The sequence below is a fragment of the Ancylobacter aquaticus genome (assembly GCF_004339465.1).
GTDB classification, from domain to species: domain Bacteria; phylum Pseudomonadota; class Alphaproteobacteria; order Rhizobiales; family Xanthobacteraceae; genus Ancylobacter; species Ancylobacter aquaticus.
Genome location: NZ_SMFY01000003.1, coordinates 59,213 through 76,820 on the forward strand (window position 1 = coordinate 59,213; position 17,608 = coordinate 76,820).

13 protein-coding genes, 1 tRNA gene and 2 pseudogenes are annotated in these 17,608 nt (G+C 64.4%); 9 read left to right on the forward strand and 7 right to left on the reverse strand.

From position 1 onward, the window contains the following. Window positions 1–108: 108 nt before the first annotated feature. The 3 genes from EV667_RS16375 to EV667_RS16385 are packed head-to-tail and all read left to right on the forward strand — an operon-like array spanning window position 109 to window position 6,569. Window positions 109–1,419, forward strand: coding sequence for an NHLP bacteriocin system secretion protein (locus tag EV667_RS16375; RefSeq protein ID WP_280960231.1), 1,311 nt, complete (start codon window positions 109–111; stop codon window positions 1,417–1,419). A gap of 2 nt (window positions 1,420–1,421) precedes the next feature. Next, window positions 1,422–3,596 (forward strand): NHLP family bacteriocin export ABC transporter peptidase/permease/ATPase subunit, encoded by a 2,175-nt coding sequence (locus tag EV667_RS16380; protein ID WP_207907783.1) that lies wholly within the window; start codon window positions 1,422–1,424, stop codon window positions 3,594–3,596. 3 nt (window positions 3,597–3,599) lie between these two features. Further along, complete coding sequence (locus EV667_RS16385) at window positions 3,600–6,569, forward strand: NHLP bacteriocin export ABC transporter permease/ATPase subunit (RefSeq protein WP_131836437.1); 2,970 nt, start codon at window positions 3,600–3,602, stop codon at window positions 6,567–6,569. Between the two features lie 367 nt (window positions 6,570–6,936). On the opposite strand, the gene EV667_RS16390 is transcribed toward EV667_RS16385, so the two are convergent. Beyond that, on the reverse strand, window positions 6,937–7,248 hold the full coding sequence (locus tag EV667_RS16390) for a Nif11-like leader peptide family RiPP precursor (RefSeq protein WP_131836438.1): 312 nt from the start codon (window positions 7,246–7,248) through the stop codon (window positions 6,937–6,939). A gap of 321 nt (window positions 7,249–7,569) precedes the next feature. Between EV667_RS16390 and EV667_RS23240 the strand changes: the two are divergent. Further along, window positions 7,570–8,067, forward strand: a pseudogene (locus EV667_RS23240) (amidohydrolase family protein); the annotation flags it as partial. A 363-nt stretch (window positions 8,068–8,430) separates the two neighbouring features. Here the strand turns inward: EV667_RS23240 and EV667_RS16400 are convergent. Next, window positions 8,431–8,640: a hypothetical protein gene (locus EV667_RS16400; protein WP_245516207.1), complete on the reverse strand. Its 210-nt coding sequence runs from the start codon at window positions 8,638–8,640 to the stop codon at window positions 8,431–8,433. Between the two features lie 1,104 nt (window positions 8,641–9,744). Between EV667_RS16400 and EV667_RS23245 the strand changes: the two genes are divergently transcribed. The 3 genes from EV667_RS23245 to EV667_RS16420 all read left to right on the forward strand — a co-directional run bounded on the left by EV667_RS23245 (window position 9,745) and on the right by EV667_RS16420 (window position 10,737). After that, window positions 9,745–9,960, forward strand: coding sequence for an AAA family ATPase (locus tag EV667_RS23245; RefSeq protein ID WP_131836440.1), 216 nt, complete (start codon window positions 9,745–9,747; stop codon window positions 9,958–9,960). Next, entirely contained in the window at window positions 9,957–10,118 is a 162-nt protein-coding gene (locus EV667_RS16415; protein ID WP_207907784.1) for a hypothetical protein, read from the forward strand. The genes EV667_RS23245 and EV667_RS16415 overlap by 4 nt, the downstream gene beginning before the upstream one ends. A 163-nt stretch (window positions 10,119–10,281) precedes the next feature. Further along, entirely contained in the window at window positions 10,282–10,737 is a 456-nt protein-coding gene (locus tag EV667_RS16420; RefSeq protein WP_131836441.1) for a hypothetical protein, read from the forward strand. Window positions 10,738–11,214: 477 nt separating this feature from the next. On the opposite strand, the gene EV667_RS16425 is transcribed toward EV667_RS16420, so the two are convergent. From EV667_RS16425 to EV667_RS16430, 3 genes and pseudogenes are all read right to left on the reverse strand, one after another. Continuing rightward, window positions 11,215–12,312, reverse strand: coding sequence for a tyrosine-type recombinase/integrase (locus tag EV667_RS16425; protein WP_342636726.1), 1,098 nt, complete (start codon window positions 12,310–12,312; stop codon window positions 11,215–11,217). After that, window positions 12,234–12,434, reverse strand: a pseudogene (locus tag EV667_RS23250) (Arm DNA-binding domain-containing protein); the annotation flags it as partial. The gene EV667_RS16425 and the pseudogene EV667_RS23250, both read right to left, overlap by 79 nt. Before the next feature lie 146 nt (window positions 12,435–12,580). Further along, window positions 12,581–12,657 (reverse strand) — tRNA-Arg (locus tag EV667_RS16430). Window positions 12,658–12,892: 235 nt separating this feature from the next. Between EV667_RS16430 and EV667_RS16435 the strand changes: the two genes are divergently transcribed. Further along, the gene (locus tag EV667_RS16435; RefSeq protein WP_245516208.1) at window positions 12,893–13,822 is read left to right on the forward strand and encodes a nuclease; all 930 of its coding nucleotides are present in this window, start codon (window positions 12,893–12,895) and stop codon (window positions 13,820–13,822) included. Window positions 13,823–13,845: 23 nt separating this feature from the next. Further along, window positions 13,846–15,354, forward strand: a complete 1,509-nt coding sequence (locus EV667_RS16440; RefSeq protein ID WP_245516210.1) for a M48 family metalloprotease — start codon at window positions 13,846–13,848, stop codon at window positions 15,352–15,354. 173 nt (window positions 15,355–15,527) lie between these two features. On the opposite strand, the gene EV667_RS16445 is transcribed toward EV667_RS16440, so the two are convergent. Together EV667_RS16445 and EV667_RS16450 are read right to left on the reverse strand one after the other, a co-directional pair. Next, window positions 15,528–16,412, reverse strand: a complete 885-nt coding sequence (locus tag EV667_RS16445) for an RNA polymerase factor sigma-32 (RefSeq protein ID WP_131836442.1) — start codon at window positions 16,410–16,412, stop codon at window positions 15,528–15,530. A 226-nt stretch (window positions 16,413–16,638) separates the two neighbouring features. Continuing rightward, a complete protein-coding gene (locus EV667_RS16450) occupies window positions 16,639–17,256 on the reverse strand; it encodes a CarD family transcriptional regulator (RefSeq protein WP_131836443.1) in 618 nt (205 codons plus the stop codon). Between the last annotated feature and the right edge of the window lie 352 nt (window positions 17,257–17,608).

Genomic DNA, 17,608 nt, shown 5'->3' on the forward strand with positions numbered 1-17,608 from the left:
CGAACTGAATGCTGTCTCGAAGCGGCGTCTCCCATGATAGTCACTTTCCTTCAAAACACTGTCCCGACTTAGCCGCATAGGCCATTTGTGAACACACGCCCGGATCCTGTGTCTTCAACTGCCGCCGTCGGGGAGCATCCATCAGCCGCGTTGCTGAAGGGGGCATCAGCGCGTCCGCTTGTCCGCCCGCCGAGCCCGGACCAGCTGGACCGGATGTTGCGGGTGGTGCCCTCCTTCGCGTGGGTGGCGCTGGCCGGGCTCGGGATCGCGCTCGTGGCGGCGGTAGCCTGGAGCATATTATCCAATGCGCCGCTCAAAGTGTCGGGGGATGGCATTCTGCTGAGCCCCGGCGGGGTCGCCGACATCACCACCCCGTCCCAGGGCTATCTCGCGCGCCTGCTCGTTGCGCCGGGTGACGTGGTGAAAGCCGGCCAGCCAGTGGCGGTTTTGGACCAGCCGGATCTCCAATCACAGCTTGAGCTCAAGCGCCTCGAACTCGAAAAGCTCGAGGATCAAAAGACCCGCGTTTCGGCCTTCCTGAGCAATGAGCAGAAGGCGCGCGACCTCCTGATCAAAGATCGGGAGGCCGGCCTTAGGGAGCGCATCCAGTCGCTGCGCAAGCTCGAGGCAACCACCTCCGAGCTGCTGGCGAGCCAGGAGGCGCTGCTGGAACGGGGGCTGATCGTCCGTGAACGCGTGCTCGCCACCCGCGGGCAGCTTCACCAGACCCAGGCTGACCGGCTCGAGTCTGAAAGCACCCTGACGCAAATCGCGACCGACGAACAATTACAGACCACCCGCTCTCACCGCGAGGGCCTGGAAATCGACATGCGGATCGCCGCTGCCGATCGCGACCTCTCCGCCATGCTGGTGGACTTCGCCCGCAAGACCCGCGTAACCGCCCCCATGGACGGCGTCGTGGTCGAGCAGGCCGCCAATACAGGCGAATTGATCGGCGCCGGCAGTCCCATCCTGCGGATGTTGCCGAGCGGGGCGGATGAGACCGCCTCCCTGGTCAATCTGGTCTATGTGGGGCGCGGCGAAGGCAAGCGCATCCAGCCGGGCATGCCGGCGCAGATCGTCCCGACGACGGTGCGGGTCCAGCGCGACGGCTTCATCCGGGGAACCGTCACATCCGTCTCCGCAATCCCCGCCAGTCGCGAGGGCATGCTGCGGGTGCTGAAGAACTCCACCCTCGTGGACCAGCTCACCCGTGAGGGCGCACCGGTGGCCGTGACCATCGCGCTTGAAGTGGACCCGACGACGCCCACGGGCTACGCGTGGTCATCGGGAAAAGGGCCGGCCACGCCTATTGCCGGCGGGACGATGACGACGGCGCAGGTGGTGGTGGGCGAGATTCCGATCATCGCGCTGGTCATTCCCAGCAGTGAGTATCTCCTAACCCGGCTGGGGCTCTAGGCGTGTCGGAAGCCGCCCACGCGTCCCTGCGCCGTCCCATGCGCCCGGTCCACACCCCGACCATCCTGCAATTGGAGGCAGCCGAATGCGGCGCCGCCGCGCTTGGCATGGTGCTCGCCGCCCATGGATTATGGGTGCCGTTGTCGGATCTGCGGGTCGCCTGCGGCGTCTCGCGCGATGGCAGTCGGGCGGGCAATCTTCTGCGCGCGGCACGCGGCTACGGCATGGAGGCGAACGGGTTCCGCCTTGCGCTGGCCGACCTCAAAACCATGCCCGTGCCGCTGATCGCCTTCGTGGACATGAACCATTTCGTGGTGGTCGAAGGGTTCGCCGGCGGCAAGGTGCTTCTCAACGACCCCGCTTTCGGCCGCCGCCGTCTGAGCGAGGAGGAGTTCGATCGCCATTACTCCGGCATCGTCCTGTCTTTCGCGCGCACTGCGGCGTTCCAGCCCGGCGGCAACAAGCCGCCGATCCTGCCCCGCCTGCTGAGCCGGCTGACCGGCGGTGGGGAAGCGGTGCTCTACGCCATCGTCTCGGGTCTGGCCCTGGTGCTGGTCGGCGTCGTCATGCCGAGCTTCACCCAGGTGTTCGTGGACTATTACCTGATCGACGAGCAGGTCCATTGGGTGAAGTGGCTTCTGGCCATCATGGTCGCGGCCGCCCTCGGGCAGGGGGTGCTGACCTTTCTCAGCAAGACCATCCTCCAGCGCCTGAAGACCCGCATCGCGGTTCAGACGGCGGGGCACTTCGTCTTGCGCATGCTTCGGTTGCCGCTCGGGTTCTACGCCCAGCGCTACGCCGGCAGCATTGGCGGGCGGGTCCATCTCGCCCAGGAACTGTCCGAAAACGCTGCGGGCCAGCTCGTGGAACTGGTAGTGCAGGCGGGCGCCGTGGTGTTCTTCCTCGCCGTCATGACAGGATACAGCCCGCCGCTGACTGGCGTGGTGCTGGTGTCCGCTCTGCTCAATCTCGGCTTTTTCCTCGCCACCCGGCAGCGGCTCACCGAACTCCAGACCAAGGCCACCATCGACAATGTGAAGCTCGGCGGCAAGACGATGCAGGGCTTGCAGATGATTGAGACCCTGAAGGCAAGCGGCGCCGATGCGGTGTTCTTCTCCCAATGGTCCGGCCAGCATGCCCTGGTGGTGAACCAGCAGCAGGAAATCGGCCGCCGGCATGCCCTGCTGACGGCCATGCCGGAGTATCTTGGCCAGTTGACCACGGTCGCCGTGCTGGTGGTCGGCGGCTGGCTGGTGATGGACGGGCCGATGACCATCGGCACGCTGGTAGGCTTCCAACTGCTCGCCTCGGCGTTCAACGTCCCGGTTCAAGCCCTGCTTCAGGCCGGTCTCCTCCTGCAGGCCGCGCGCGGCACGCTGGATCAGTTCGATGACGTGCTCGACCATTCCCTGGCACCGGAGTTCGCACGCGAAGCGGTGTCCCCACGCCCCGCGCGGCGCCTTGAAGGGGCGGTCAACCTGAGCAAGGTCGAGTTCGGATACAGCCTGCTGGACCCGCCGCTCCTCACGAGCTTCGATCTGGCGCTTGTACCGGGCAGTCGGGTGGGGCTGGTAGGCGCATCCGGCAGCGGCAAGTCCACGGTAGGGCGGCTCGTCGCCGGCCTCTATGAGCCCTGGACGGGCACGATCCACTTCGACGGCCGCGCGCTCGGCGACCTCGCCCGCGCCGAGCTGCGTGACGGCCTGTGTACCGTGGACCAGGACATCGTGCTGTTCGGCGGCACCGTGCGCGACAACATCACCATGTGGGACCAGACCATGCCGGAGGCGCGGGTGATCGCCGCCGCCCGCGACGCCATGGTCCATGACGACATCACCCGCCGGCCGGGCGGCTATGACAGCCTGGTGGCGGAGGGTGGCCGCAACTTTTCCGGCGGCCAGCGCCAGCGCATCGAGATCGCCCGGGCGCTGGTGAACGACCCGGCCATCCTGATCCTGGACGAAGCCACGAGCGCGCTCGACCCGGTGCTGGAAAAGGCCATCATGGACAATATCCGGCGGCGCGGCTGCACGTGCCTCATCATCGCCCACCGCCTCAGCACCATCCGCGATTGCGATGAGATCGTGGTGATGGATCAAGGCCAAATCATCGAGCGCGGAACGCATGAGCAACTGATGGCCTGCGCGGGAGCCTACCGCCGGCTGGTGGAGACCTGAGCCGTGAACGCTCTCTCCTCTCCCGTGCCCTCAACAAGCCCGAAACTCGCCGCCGGCCTGCGCGCCGCCGGGGCGGTGGAGCAGGGTGTTTCCGGCCATACCCCACTGCTCCTGTCCGCTTCACGTCGCTGCCTGCTGGTGCTCGAAGGCGCCATGGACCTGTTTCTGGTGGCCCTCGATGACGAGGGAAACGCGACGGGTCTGCGTCGTCACCTGTTCACGCTGGAAGCTGGGGACCTGGCCTTGCCGTTCGACGGCGACTCGGCGATTCCGCCCATCGGCCTGCTGGCGGTGGGGACTGCGGGCACCCGGCTGCTAGCCGCCGACAGTCCGGTGCTGGAGCATCTGGCCCGTCACGGCGATCGTGATCTGCAAGCCGAGATCGCCCGCGCGCTGGACAGCTGGATAGCCGGCCTGTCCCGCGCCATGGCACGGCTCGTCGTGCCCGCACCGCACATTGGCGCACGCCTCCGCGCCGCCGAGACAATCGAACTGGCTGCAGATACCCGCCTCTCCGCACAGGAGGGAGTCCTGTGGGTGGCGTGCGGCGATCACGACCCGCTTTATCTCGACAGCGACCATATCGCACGGTCCGCGGAAACACTCCTGCCTCTGCACGATAGCTGCTGGCTGGTCTTGCCGGAGGCGCGGGCGATCCGGGGTATCGACACCCTTCAGGCCCTGGGCGAAGGCCACTGCTGGGCCGGGATCACGGCGCTCCATGCGGCGGTGGCAACGATCCTGCCGCTTAATCTGCGCCTCGCGCGCGTGGATGAGCTCAATCGGCGGCGCGCACGCAACGAGGCCAATCTTGCATCGGAACAGGACGCCCTGGACCGCCTTGCCGCGCCGCTGACGCCACCGGAGCGCCGCCTCGTACCCGAGACAGGGGAATATCCCCTCGCCCAAGCCTGCGCCGCCGTTGCCCAGGCGCTCGGCCATCCCTTCACCTATCACGGCCGGGCGCACGATGCGGAGGGCGTGGCCCCTCCGGGCATCGACCAACTCGCGCGCGCAAACCATTTGCGGGTTCGCCGCGTGCTGCTGGAGGAGGATTGGTGGCGGGCGGACGTCGGGCCGTTCGTGCTCATGACCGGCGACGGCACGCAGCCCATAGCCGTGGTCCCCGGCGGAACCGGGGGTGGCGACCATCTCGTGATCGATCCGTCCATCCCCGGTCCCCCACGCCGGCTCGCGGCGAAAGAGGCGGCGCTGCTGACGGGAGAGGCGATCAGCTTCTACGCGCCCTTCCCGGATCGCGCGTTGAAAGGGCTGGACGTGGGCGGCGGCGCATTTCGCTGGAGCCGGACCGACGCCGTCATGGTGATCCTGCTCGGGTTTATCGGCGGCATCCTCTCGCTCGGGGTGCCCATCGCCACGGGCTTCCTCGTGGATACGGTCATTCCCGGTCATGACAGCGCCAAGCTGATGGAGATGGGGCTGGTGCTGGTCGCCGCCGCGACCGTAACTCTCGGCCTTCGCTACGCCATCCAGATCGCAGCGCTGCGCATAGAAGGGCGTTCCGGTTCGCGGATACAGGCGGCGGTAATGGACCGCCTGCTGCGCCTGCCCATGGCCTTCTTCAAGGACTATGCCGCCGGCGACCTCGCCCAGCGGGCCTTGATAATTCAGACCATCGAGCAAGCGATCAGCGGCACCATCATCGCCTCCCTCATCAATGGGCTTTTCGCGATGATCTCGCTGGGCCTGATGTTCTGGTACGCACCCAAGCTGGCGTTCGTCGCCCTCGGGCTGATCGCGCTCCTAGCGGCGACGACCGTGGTACTGGGCCTGCTGCGGGTTCGACGGGAGCGGGCCGTGCTCGCCGCCACCGGGGCCGCGTCCGCGTTTCTGCTACAATTGTCCATCGGCATTTCCCGGCTGCGGCTGGCGGCAGCCGAGGACCGCGCCTTCCTGCGTTGGACCCAGCCCTATGGCGATTTTCTTAACCAACGGTTCGGCGCGGACCAGATAACCAACGTGACCGCGTTGATCGGACAGGCGTTCACGCCGCTGGCCACGGCGTGCCTGTTCGCGGTGATCTACCTCGCCGACACGGCCCAGAGCGGTATTGCCCTCGGCGTCGTGCTGGCCTTCCTCTCGGCGTTCGGCCAAGCGCTCGAAGGCATGGTGGGGCTAGCGGGCGCCGCCGTGCAGATCGCGGCCCTGAAGCCGGCCTATGCCTATGCGGCGCCCATCCTGATGACCCCGCCGGAGGCTGACGCCCACAAGATCGACCCCGGCACGCTGTCCGGCGCGATCGAACTCAGCCACCTCAGTTTCCGCTATGGCCCCGATGGGCCGACGGTGCTGGACGATCTTTCGCTCACCATCGCGCCGGGCGAGTTCGTCGCGCTGGTGGGCCCTTCGGGGGGCGGCAAGTCCACCCTTCTGCGGCTGCTGCTGGGATTTGAGGCCCAGGATGCCGGCGCCATCCTGCTCGATGGCCATGACCTTCGCAGCCTCGACATCCAGGCCGTGCGGCGCCAGTTCGGCGTTGTGCTTCAGAACGGGCGCCTGATGCCCGGCAATCTGCTGGACAACATCCTCGGTGCCAACCGGCACCTGAGCGAGGAGGCGGCATGGGAGGCGGCCCGCCAGGTCGGGCTGGCCGAGGATATCGCCGCCATGCCGATGGGCCTGCGTACCCTCATCACCGACAGCAGCGGCGCCCTCTCTGGCGGGCAGGTGCAACGCCTGCTTCTGGCCCGTGCCATCGCCAACAGGCCGCGCATCCTGCTGCTGGACGAAGCCACCAGCGCACTCGACAACCGCACCCAGGCGCTGGTCACCGCAAGCTTGAACGCCCTCAGCGCAACCCGGCTCGTGGTGGCTCACCGGCTCTCAACCGTGATGGAGGCGGACCGCATTGTGGTGCTTCAAGACGGTCGTTGTCGCGAGCAGGGAAGCTACGCCGAGCTGATGGCACAAGATGGCCTGTTCAGGCGGCTTTCGGAACGGCAACTGGTGTGAAGCGAGCCGAGAACCTGCTTTAAAAAGCCGGACGACCCTCAGCCGCTGATTGTCCAGACAGGCCGTTCAGCGGGGCTCGAAAAGGATTCCCAAGCTGGGTTTGCGCGGATTCATGGGCGTTGCACCCGGGGGCGGATTCCGCGGGGCTCGGTCAGATCATAGACCTTGCGCCTCTCGACGTTCGTATGGCGCGTATCCGCGTCGAGCGTTGCCTGCGGCCGTGCGGCCCGCACTCCACGCATGTCGAGTGCGGCGCCAGCTCCATTGTCCGTTTCACGCATATCCGGCGTTCAATACGTCCGCCAGGGCGAGGTGCTCTAAATGGAGCTGGCCGGCACGACAAGACTGCGGGCAACGCGGCCTTGGGCTACTTTGGGTAGAGAGCGGGATCTTTCGGTATGAAAGCCCACAACAACATGGCGGCGGCAAAGGACACCAGGTAGCCGTTGCCGTCTGCTCCTCCCGAGATGCCGTCGAGTTCGGCATCCGAGAGCTTGCTCCGGGCCTCGGAGGCCACTTCGGCCAATTCGTCGGCGGTGAAGTCATAGCCCCTGGCTGCGGCGAAGGCGGTCACGTCGTCTGGCGACGTGGCCTGCGTCCCGACGGTCTCGGCCTCCGCGCGCAGGGCGGCGTCGGACTGCAAGTCAGCGCCAAAGCGCTGGATCTCGGACATGCTCATCTATTTGTCCTCTCGTATTGTGATCGAATGCGAGGTGCTTGTCGGAGGCTTGCTTGAGGGCAGACCGCCAGGGCGTTGCGCGACGCTAGCCTACGTCGCCATAGAAGCAAACAAAAAGGGCGCCAACCTGTGCGCGACAGACCGCTGCCCCCCCGGGCACGTCCGCGCGTCTTGTTTTTGATTGTAGTCGTTTAATCTAATCCGACCTTGTTTTCGAACTCCACCGGGCTGAGATGGCCGATGGCACAGTGGCGGCGGCCCGTTTTGTAGACCGCTCAATATAGTCGGGCCCATCGGCCTTGGCCGCGCCAGCCCAACGGGCATTACCTCGACGAGGACCGCTATCTGCCGTTCTGGGAGCGTGTCGAGGAACTGGATGTCCCGATCTATCTGCATCCCGGCAGCATGGCCGACCAGCCCGCCATGTTCGCGCATCGCCCCGAAATCGGCGGCCCGATCTGGGCTTGGACGGCGGAAACCGCAGCCCCATTCGCTGCGACTTGTCTTCGGCGGCCCGCTCACGCGCTTTCCCAAGGTGAAGATCGTCCTCGGCCATATGGGCGAGACGCTGCCGTTTTTGCTCTGGCGCCTCGACAGCCGGCGGGAGTTCGACCTCGGCGAGAAACTCGCGGCCGACGCCCTTCCTTCCGCAATCATCAAGCGGAACATCGCCGTCACCACTCGGGGGTATGCGACCCGGGAGCGCTCATCGCGACCCTCCAGGCGCTGGGCGAGGACAACGTAATGCTCTCGGTCGACTATCCGTATGAGGACTCGCAGGTCGCCTCCGACTTCATCGAATCCGCGTCCATCAGCTAAGACGTGCGCGCCAAGGTCTGCCACGGCAACGCCGAACGATTGCTGCGCTTGTAGGCTCACGCGGACAAAACTCAATCGGCATACGGGGCACTCAGGAGCAGGTCATTCTCTCTCGTTTGATTGCTCGCCGAACGTCCGGAAGATGGAACAAGTCAAATCGTATCCTGGCGCAGAAGTGCCGACGTGCCCCACCTCGCTGATGTCCGCTTTTGGGTCGTGACCGGTACAAGATCAAAGGCCGATATGGCGGCGCAAAGCGGGCGGTCGCAGCGGCGTGTCGGGAGGGCGGCTTTGGGGGTAACCATGGGTCATCGGGCCGAGGCGAACGCATAGCCCACTCTCCGGCTCGCCTCGTACCGCAACTCATGTGGCGGAGAGCAGAACGACACCGGCGATGAGCAGGCCGCATCCCCCCAGCCGCCACGGCCCTATCGCCTCCTTGAGGATCAGCATGCCCATCAGCGCGCCCACCATCATCGAAATCTCGCGCATCGGCGCGACGAGGGTAAGCGGGGCGCCGGTTTGGAGAGCGGCCAAGATGAGGATGTAGGACAGGGGCGAGAGCAGGCCCACACCGACGGATGAGCCGATAGACCTGACTGACTTTGAATGGCGTATAATGAAACCGCTTCTCTGCGATCCGGTGCGACATGGCGCGATCCGCCGGAGCGATACGGCCCGCGTACCACCTGCTGCACTCCCTTCATGTATGGCCAAAAGCGACCGTCCGGGAGCGGCTAATGGACACAATTAATAAAGCCGCGTCATCGGGTCGGATTGGATGTTTGGGTCTGCGGCTTCCGGACCTTTGGAGGATCGTCATTCGTGCTAATGTGGATTAGCGGCCTTTATGAACGAGTTGTCTGGAATATCTATATCCGACAGTCATCAGGTTGACACGACGTTCTATTAAGTCTCATTGGGATATATTAGTCGTGATTAGATATTTTCCGATTATTGCAATAGACATTATTCTATTTATTTTTGTATTTTATAATAAATTCATTGCGATCGAAATCATATATTATGCAACATTGGTAATACTAATTTTTATGTATTCCCTAAGGCGATTAGGGATGCCGCCATATGCGGCTAAGAGCATAATATCATCACCATTTTTATATATTTTGACAGCAATTTTTATTATCGCGATAATAAACGGTTTGTTTCAATCAAATATGGTATTATTTTGGTATCCGAACAATGGGCCTGTTTGGTTTATTTTTCCAATGATTCCATTTCTGTATCTTTACAACGGAAAATGGAAATGACCCCTTTCAGCCCCGATCTATAGGCAGCGTTGTACAACGTTGTTGGAGACGGGTGCACCAAGGTGCCCGTGTCATTGAGCCCTTCATGTTGCCGGACCGCGCGATGTCGGCAACAGGTGTTTTGCGACAGGCGAAGTCACTCCGCACGTGGCCGGCGCCGACACCCTGCCGAATTGGCCATATGGCCAACAACGGCAAGCGATGGTTTGTCGGTGGCTTGGCTCCATGGGGGGTGAGCCGAGCTAGCACGTCGGCAAAGACGCACAGCGAGCAAGCAGCGAAGCGCCCCTGCGGGCGAAGGGCTCAACGGCTCCGCTGCTGCACAAGTCGAAATGCTCCCCTCGGAACTGCACCTCACCCATTGCCACGTAAAACACGCTATCGTGGCAGCCCAGAGGGCGAGCAGATGGAACTTAAATCATTTCGCATTCGGAATTTTCGTTCGATCAGCGATAGCGGCGAGATCGACGTATCACGCACTACAGCGCTGCTGGGGCGAAACGAAAGTGGCGAGTCGAACATTCTGCGCGCGCTGCACAGCCTGAACCCGGCCACTGGCTTTACGAAACTGAAGCCGATCAAAGATTTTCCTCGGCACCGAAAGCTAGTGTCGTATTTGTGAGCGAAGCGTTTGAAGCCGCTCCCGCCGAAGCCGACATCGAAGACCTGCTTGATCCGGCGATTTACGAAAATTTGGTTCGGGAAGCGTATGCGAAGGAACCGAAGGGCAGAAAGCTGGAATTGAACGCCCGCATTCCTCGCATTGCGCGCCGGATTTAGGCTACCTTCGACGGGTTGTCTATTCCGTTCCACAAGACGCGACCGACACGGCTATTCTTGCAGAAAATGGCTATTGCCCTTCCTCGGTCTTACCGGCGGAACGCTTCGCTAGAAAAGCATCTGTCACGGCCTTCGTCATAAGCGCACGTTTAGGTCTGGTGATATGGCAATAAAAAACGTATATCCGCGCAATGTGGCGTTGATGCTTTTAATATTAGTTTTGACAGGCGGACTTTATGCGTGGGTTTATATAATATTAATATTCAATGATATTAACAAAATGTCAGAGCGAAATGTATTTCCTGTTCGTATCGTGTCAACATTATTTATTTTATTGGGTGCTTCCTATATATCATTGATATTCGTACCTCCAGGTCTTCGAGGCTATGCTGCGTCGCCACCATCTATGGGATTTTATGCAATATTATCTATTTCATTAATATTGGTTATTTCTTTATTTATATCGATAGTGGTGGCTAATTCGCATATAAGAAGAATGTCTGGCGGAACATCAGGTTGGATTGATGGGATAGTTATTATTGTTCTCATGGCATTTTGGATGGCGTCTATTCCTCTTGTTCAACATCGTTTGAACCGGCTGCTTAAGAAGCGTCACTAGTCGACGAATTCGATTTTGGAGTATCGAGTGCGTCGAGATCAGCGCCGTCCCGGGGGCACCTTCATAGGTTGGGCGTGCGAGCGCAGTCTGCGACCCTGAATGGAGGATCGTCTTGTGTCCGGTCTTGACCATAGGCAGACCTCCGGCGAGAGCCTCGGGCCACGGATTTTGGCGAATGCGACTTTTCCGATGGCGCGGCGTCGGGCGAGCTCTGCGATGCAGACGCGGAAGAGCGCAAGCGTCGTCTGGGTCCAACCTTTCGCGGGATGTTGTGATCGTTGATGTTATGAGCCGGAGGGCTTGGACACATGACGATTTCAGAGTTTGCGCATAAATCCAGCGTCGACGAGCCGGTCCGGCGGTATGAGGTGTTCACGGGCGCGGGTCGCCGACGGGATCGGGCTGCCGAAGCTAAGGCGCGGATCGTGTCAAAAAGTCTCGAACCGGACGTGACGGTGGGTGCCGTCGCTCGGTGTCTCATGCATGCTTCGCCGGGGCCGTCCTCAGTGCGTCGAGGTAGTCCGCCCACACCTGCATCATGCGCAAGCGCTCGTCCCAGTACTCAGCGGCATGGGTGTAGGCGCGGCGGATGGCCTTGGCGTCCTGATGCGCCAATTGACGCTCAATAGCGTCCACACTCCAATGGCCCATCTCGTTGAGCCGCGTCGCCGCCATCGCGCGGAAGCCGTGGGATGTCATCGCGCCCTTGTCGAAGCCCATTCGCCTGAGAGCTGCGTTCAGCGTATTCTCGCTCATGCCACGGTCGTCCGAGCGCAGGCTGGGGAAAACAAAGCGGCCCTTTCCGGTGAGGGGGCGAATCTCGTCGAGGACTGCGAGTGCCTGCCGCGCCAAGGGCACCTTGTGCGGGCGACGCTTCTTCATCCGCTCGGCGGGGATCGACCAGACCGCGCCCTCCTGGTCGATCTCGCGCCACTCCATCAGGCGTAATTCTCCCGGCCGCACGAAGGTGAATGCCGCCAGCTTCAAGCCGGCGGCCGTCAGCACGTTGCCTTGATAGTCGTAGATCGCCCGCAGCAGCGCGCCGATCGCCGTGGGCTCGACGATCGCGGAATGGTGTCGGGTCTTCGGCGCGATGAGGGCCCCGCGCAGAGGATGTGTCGGGTCGATCTCGGCCTTCTGCGTGCTGACCGCATAGCGAAACACACGGCTGCAGATCCCCCGCAGCCGCCGCGCGGTTTCGAAGGTGCCACGCCCTTCCACCTTCTTGAGGAGTTCGAGCGCCTCGGTGGGCTTGATCTGGGCAATGGGCCGGTCGCCGAGCGCCGGGTAGGCGAAGTCCTCAAGCAGCCATTTGGTGCTGCTCACCGTCGAATCAGCCCGGCCCTCAGCTTCCAGCTTGGCGAGGTACTCGGTGCCCAACACCCGGAAAGTGTGTTTTGAGAGGGCGTCAGACTCGACCCGGTCCTGCCTTCGCCGCTCGGCTGGATCGAAGCCTGCAGCGAGGAGTACTTTTGCCTCATCCCGGCGCGCGCGTGCGTCCCTGAGGGAGACCGCAGGGTAGGCGCCAAACGAAAGTTGCTTCTGCTTGCCGTCAAACCGACGGCCATTCGCCACAGCCGGCCGCCAGAGGGGCTGACGAACAGATGAAGGCCGCCGCTATCGGACAGTTTTTGGGGTTTGTCCGTCGCCCTGGCGTTTCTGCAGGCCGTGTCCGTCAGTGCCATGAATGTTGGCATTCAGTTGGTGTTGGCATCGCCGATGCCAACAAATATGCCAACAAAACCGTTGGATGCCAACGGATTACGCGAGCCTGTACCGAACTGCTGACGCCTCACAAAGTGTTGCGCTTCATAGATTTTCCGGACAGCCTCGGCGGAGGTGGTGGCCTCCCGGAAGGGAATCGAACCCCTGACCCCAGGTTTAGGAAACCTGTGCTCTATCCTGCTGAGCTACCGGGAGTGACCGCGCGTACATGAACCCAATTGGGTACGTCGATCAAGGGGGCGGCGGCGCTCATGGTGAAAGCGGGCCGTGGCGCGTGGCAGCGGGAGACGTGGCCGGTATGGGCGAAGGCGCCGGCTTGCGCTACGCTGCAGCGAGGTGCTGCGCGATCCGCGCCCCGGCCGCGGACGGGCGCCGATGTTGCGGCGGGCTGCGGCGTGGCGGCGTTCGCGACGTGACGATGGGGAGTGTCATGCAGCATCGCCTGACCGCATCGCCTCCGTTTTCGCCGTGGCGCCGCCGCGTCCGCGGGCCTCTGGCAGCCCTGGCCGTTGCTGCCGCGCTCGGCCTGGTTCCAGTCCCCGGCGTTTCGGCGCAAATTGCTTCGGAGCCGGTCGTATCGCAGCCCGTTGCTTCGGGGCCGGTCGCGTCCGCCACCTGCCCGGAGCTCTTCCAGGCACGGGCGCAGGTGGCGAGCGTCAGCCCGGCGGGGGACCTCGTTCTGGCCGATGGCACGGTGCTGCGGCTGGCCGGGCTGGCGGGCGGCGGCGCCGGGACGGCGGTCGGCTGGCAACCTGAACTGGCGGCGCGCGTGGCCGGACGCGACATCGCCTTCGCTGCCGATCCGGCGCGCGACCGCTATGGCCGCCGCGCCGCCCTGGTGCGCCTTGAGGGGGAGGCCGGCACACTCCAGCACGCGCTGCTGCGCGCGGGACTGGCGCTGGCGCGGCCGGAACTATTGTTCCTCGGCTGCCTGCCTTCGTGGCTGGAATCGGAGGGCGAGGCCCGTCGCGCGAATCGCGGCCTGTGGCGCTCGCTGCCGCTCGATGCCTGGGATATAGAGGCCATTCGTGCCCAGCAGGGGCGCTTCACAATCGTGGCAGGCCGCATTCTTGACGTTGGAAAGACAAACCGCGTGGATTACCTCAATTTCGGCCGGGTTTGGCGTCAGGATATGACCGGCAGGGTTGAGAGCGAGGGTCGGGCGGCACTTGAGGCGCACGGCCACGACGTGGCAGGGCTTGCCGGGCGATGGGTGCGGCTGCGCGGCACGGTGTTCGAGGCCGGCGGGCCGGCGATCACCCTGCGCCGGGCGGAGCAGATCGATCTCGTGGTCGATCCGCCTGGGATGCGGGCTGGACGCGGGGCAAAAGGCCGGGATCGGCCGACGGGGGACGAGTGAAGGCAGCGACGGGCAGGAGAGGGATGGAGCCGGCAGCGCCTTTCTGGCGCGCGTGGCAACGCGCCCCCGCGCGCGCGTTCCGGCAGGTGCTGGCGCGCGCTCTGCTGCTGGGCGGCGTTCTTGTCCTGGGTGCCTGTGCCGCCGCCGTCGACGACAGGCAGGCCACAGCTCCGGCCGGGCAGTCCGGCATGGAGGAGGCGCTCACGCCGGCGCAGCGCAAGGAGCACGATCGGCTGGTTGCCTCCTATGGCGGTGCCTACAAGGATCCGAAACTGCAGAAGCAGATCGAGGGCGTGGTGGCGCGCCTCGTCGCGGCGTCCGAGCGGCCGGACCTGCATTACCGCGTCACTATTCTCAATTCGCCGGCGGTGAATGCCTTCGCGCTGCCGAACGGCTCGCTCTATGTGACGCGCGGCCTGCTCTCGCTGGCCTCCGACAATGCCGAATTGGCCTCGGTGCTGGCGCACGAAATGGCTCATGTCATCGCCAATCACGCCGCCACGCGCGAAGACCAGATGAAGCAGGCGGTTCTGGTCAGCCGCGTCATCTCGGATGTGGTGAATGATTCCGATCTCGGCGCGCTCGCACTGGCCCGCAGCCGTGTGTCGCTTGCCAGCTTCTCGCGCGGGCAGGAACTGGAGGCGGATGCCATTGGCGTGGGCATCAGCGCCCGCGCCGGGTTCGATCCCTATGGGGCGGAGCGCTTCCTCACCACCATGAGCCGGCAGGCCGGCATGCGCTCCACCTCGGTTAACCAGAGCGCCGGCGCGGATTCGCCCGATTTCCTGTCGAGCCATCCGGCGACGCCGGAGCGTATCTCCATCGTCATGGCCAATGCGCGCGAATATGCCTCGCCCGACAAGCCCGGCGAGCGTGACCGCAAGCCGTATCTGACGGCGATCGACGGGCTGGTCTATGGCGACGACCCGAAGGAAGGCTTCGTGCGCGGAAGCCGGTTCTTCCACCCCAAGCTTGGCTTCACCTTCACCGCGCCGCAGGGCTTCACGCTGGAAAACACCTCGCAGGCGGTGCTCGGCGCCAGCGCCTCCGGGCGCGAGGCGCTGCGGCTCGACGCGGTGCGGGTCGCCGGGGACCAGAGCCTGTCGCAATATCTGTCCTCCGGCTGGATCGAGGGGGTGGAAATATCCACCGTCGAAAGCCTCGTGCTGAATGGCTTTCCCGCTGCCACCGCCGTGGCGCGCGGCGACCAGTGGTCGTTCCGCATGTTCGCCATCCGCTTCGGCAGCGATGTCTACCGGCTGATCTTCGCCGCCCGCGAGCTGACCCCGGACCTCGACCGCGCCTTCCGCGACGCGGCCGAAACCTTCCGCCGGGTGTCGATCGAGGAGGCGGAAAACGTCAAGCCGCTGCGCCTGCGCATCGTTACCGCCGGCCTCACCGACACGCCCGAGCGCATGGCCGCGAAGATGGACGTTCAGGACATGGCGCTGGAGCGCTTCCTTATCCTCAACGGGCTCAGCCGCAGCGACAAGCTCAGCTATGGCGCCCCCTACAAGATCATCGCGGAATAGAGGCGATCAGCCGCCGCCGGCGTCGCGCATGTCGGCGTGGGTGTCATCGTGGCCGAGGGCCGGGATTGGCAGGCGGCGCGGCTCACGGGTGAGCCGGCGTCATGGCCGGGCTTCGCCCGGTCCTCGACGACGTGGCGTCGGGACGACCGTCACCGCCTCTCGCCCGCAAGAATTCACGCCGTAAACGCCCCGCGCGGCACATCGGGGCCATTGGTCAGCGCAAAGCGCAACTTCTCGATGGCACGGCTTTCTATCTGCCGCACCCGCTCCTTGGAAATGCCGAGCCGGGCGCCCAGCACTTCCAGCGTCTCGCTCTCATCGGCCAGGCGACGGGCCTTGATGATGCGGAACTCGCGCTCGTTCAGGCCGCGCAACGCGCCGATCAGCCAGCGCCGGCGGCGCTCGCCGTCGATTTCGCGGCTGGCTTCCTCGTCGGGCAACGGGTCGGACGCCACCAACTGGTCCATCCGCTCCGCGCCGTCCTCCTCGCCGGCCGCCACGGGAGCGTTGAGCGAGAGGTCGGGAATGTTCAGCCGCGCATCCATGCGGGCGACTTCCTTGGCGCTGACCCCGAGCTTGGTCGCGATGGAGCGGTGCAGTTCCTCGCGGGTCGGCGCCAGTTTTGCGCTGCCATTGGCGAGTTCGAGCCGGGCGCGCACCCGCCGCAGGTTGAAGAAAAGCGCCTTCTGGCCGGAGGACGTGCCGCCGCGCACGATCGACCAGTTGCGCAGCACATAGTCCTGGATGGCGGCGCGTATCCACCAGGTGGCGTAGGTGGAAAAGCGCACCTCGCGGGTGGTCTCGAAGCGGGCGGCGGCTTCCATCAGGCCGATATGGCCTTCCTGCACCAGATCCGACATCGCCAGCCCGTAATTGCGGAAGCGGCGGGCGATGGACAGGGCGAGGCGCATATGGGCGTGGATGAGGGCGTGCAGCGCCGTCTCGTCGCGCTCCTCGCTCCAGCGGCGGGCGAGCTCATATTCCTGGTCTCGCTCCAGCAGCGGCGTCGCCATTGCTTTGCGCGCCATCTGGCTGCTGCGGCGGGCGTCCTCGCTCATGCGCATCTCCCCGAACCAGCCGGGCCGGCGAAGATTTGCCCCGGCATTGCCGCGCTTTGGCGGCACGCAGGCGCGCCAAGCCCGAACGGGGCGACAACGCGACAGCCGGAGGGAAGTTCCCGCGAACGCGCCGTCGGGCTGTCCTGGATGTACGCAAACAAAAAGGCCCGGCGCGAGCCGGGCCTTGAATGTCGAAGTTTGCGCGCGACAAGCGCGCGGGCGCGCCTCAGGCGGCGGCTTCTTCCGTATCGGCCTCGTCGTCGGGTTCCACCGCGTCGGCCTCGACCTCGGCTTCGGTCTCGCCCTTGCCGAGGCGGCGCGGGCCCTTGAGCAGGTTCTGCTCGATCAGCTTGATCGCCTCGGTCTCGGTCAGGTTGTCGACGGCGGCGAGTTCGCGCGCCATGCGGTCGAGGGCGGCCTCATAGAGCTGGCGCTCGGAATAGGACTGCTCGGGCTGGGCCTCGGAACGGTAGAGGTCGCGCACCACTTCGGAAATCGCGACGAGATCGCCGGAATTGATCTTCGCCTCATATTCCTGGGCGCGGCGGCTCCACATGGTGCGCTTCACCCGGGCGCGGCCCTTGAGGGTTTCCAGCGCCTTCTTCATCACCACCGGCTCGGAGAGCTTGCGCATGCCGACCGAGACGATCTTCGGGACAGGGACGCGCAGCGTCATCTTGTCCTTCTCGAAGTGGATGACGAAAAGTTCGAGCTTGAAGCCCGCAACTTCCTGATCCTCGATCGCCACAATGCGCCCGACGCCGTGGGAGGGATAGACGATGTGCTCGCCCGTCTTGAAACCCTGGCGGACATTGCTGCTGGGCGGCTTCTTCGTCGACGTCATTCTGTGCCTGCTCCTGGGTCTCGGTTCATCCGGCGCCGCGTCGCCCTCGGCGCGCTACCGCCTGCGGCCTGGCCGCAGGGAAAAGAACACCCCGGCGCCCCGCGGATGCGGGAGCCGTACTTCAGCCGTCGACGGAAAAATAAGGGAAGCCCTTCCCGCGGCGGTGGCCGCACGAGGAGCGAAGGCCCAACATCAATTCCGGGAGGGGCGCTCCGGTCCGGGAGCGCTGCGCCATGGCAAACCCAATCGACTGCACGAAGGGCAATATAGCACAAATCTGGGGAGAATCAAAATACTGCCGCAATGCAACGCGCGCGCCCGCCCGGATGCGGCAGGGGCGCGCGGCCGGGGC

Coding starts and splice junctions, on each gene's coding strand:
- EV667_RS16445 (WP_131836442.1), bottom strand. CDS start 16,412: ATGAGCGAGGACGCCCGCCGCAGCAGCCAGATGGCGCGCAAAGCAATG.
- EV667_RS16450 (WP_131836443.1), bottom strand. CDS start 17,256: ATGACGTCGACGAAGAAGCCGCCCAGCAGCAATGTCCGCCAGGGTTTC.
- EV667_RS16440 (WP_245516210.1), top strand. CDS start 13,846: ATGGAGCCGGCAGCGCCTTTCTGGCGCGCGTGGCAACGCGCCCCCGCG.
- EV667_RS16435 (WP_245516208.1), top strand. CDS start 12,893: ATGCAGCATCGCCTGACCGCATCGCCTCCGTTTTCGCCGTGGCGCCGC.
- EV667_RS23245 (WP_131836440.1), top strand. CDS start 9,745: ATGGAACTTAAATCATTTCGCATTCGGAATTTTCGTTCGATCAGCGAT.
- EV667_RS16390 (WP_131836438.1), bottom strand. CDS start 7,248: ATGAGCATGTCCGAGATCCAGCGCTTTGGCGCTGACTTGCAGTCCGAC.
- EV667_RS16420 (WP_131836441.1), top strand. CDS start 10,282: ATGGCAATAAAAAACGTATATCCGCGCAATGTGGCGTTGATGCTTTTA.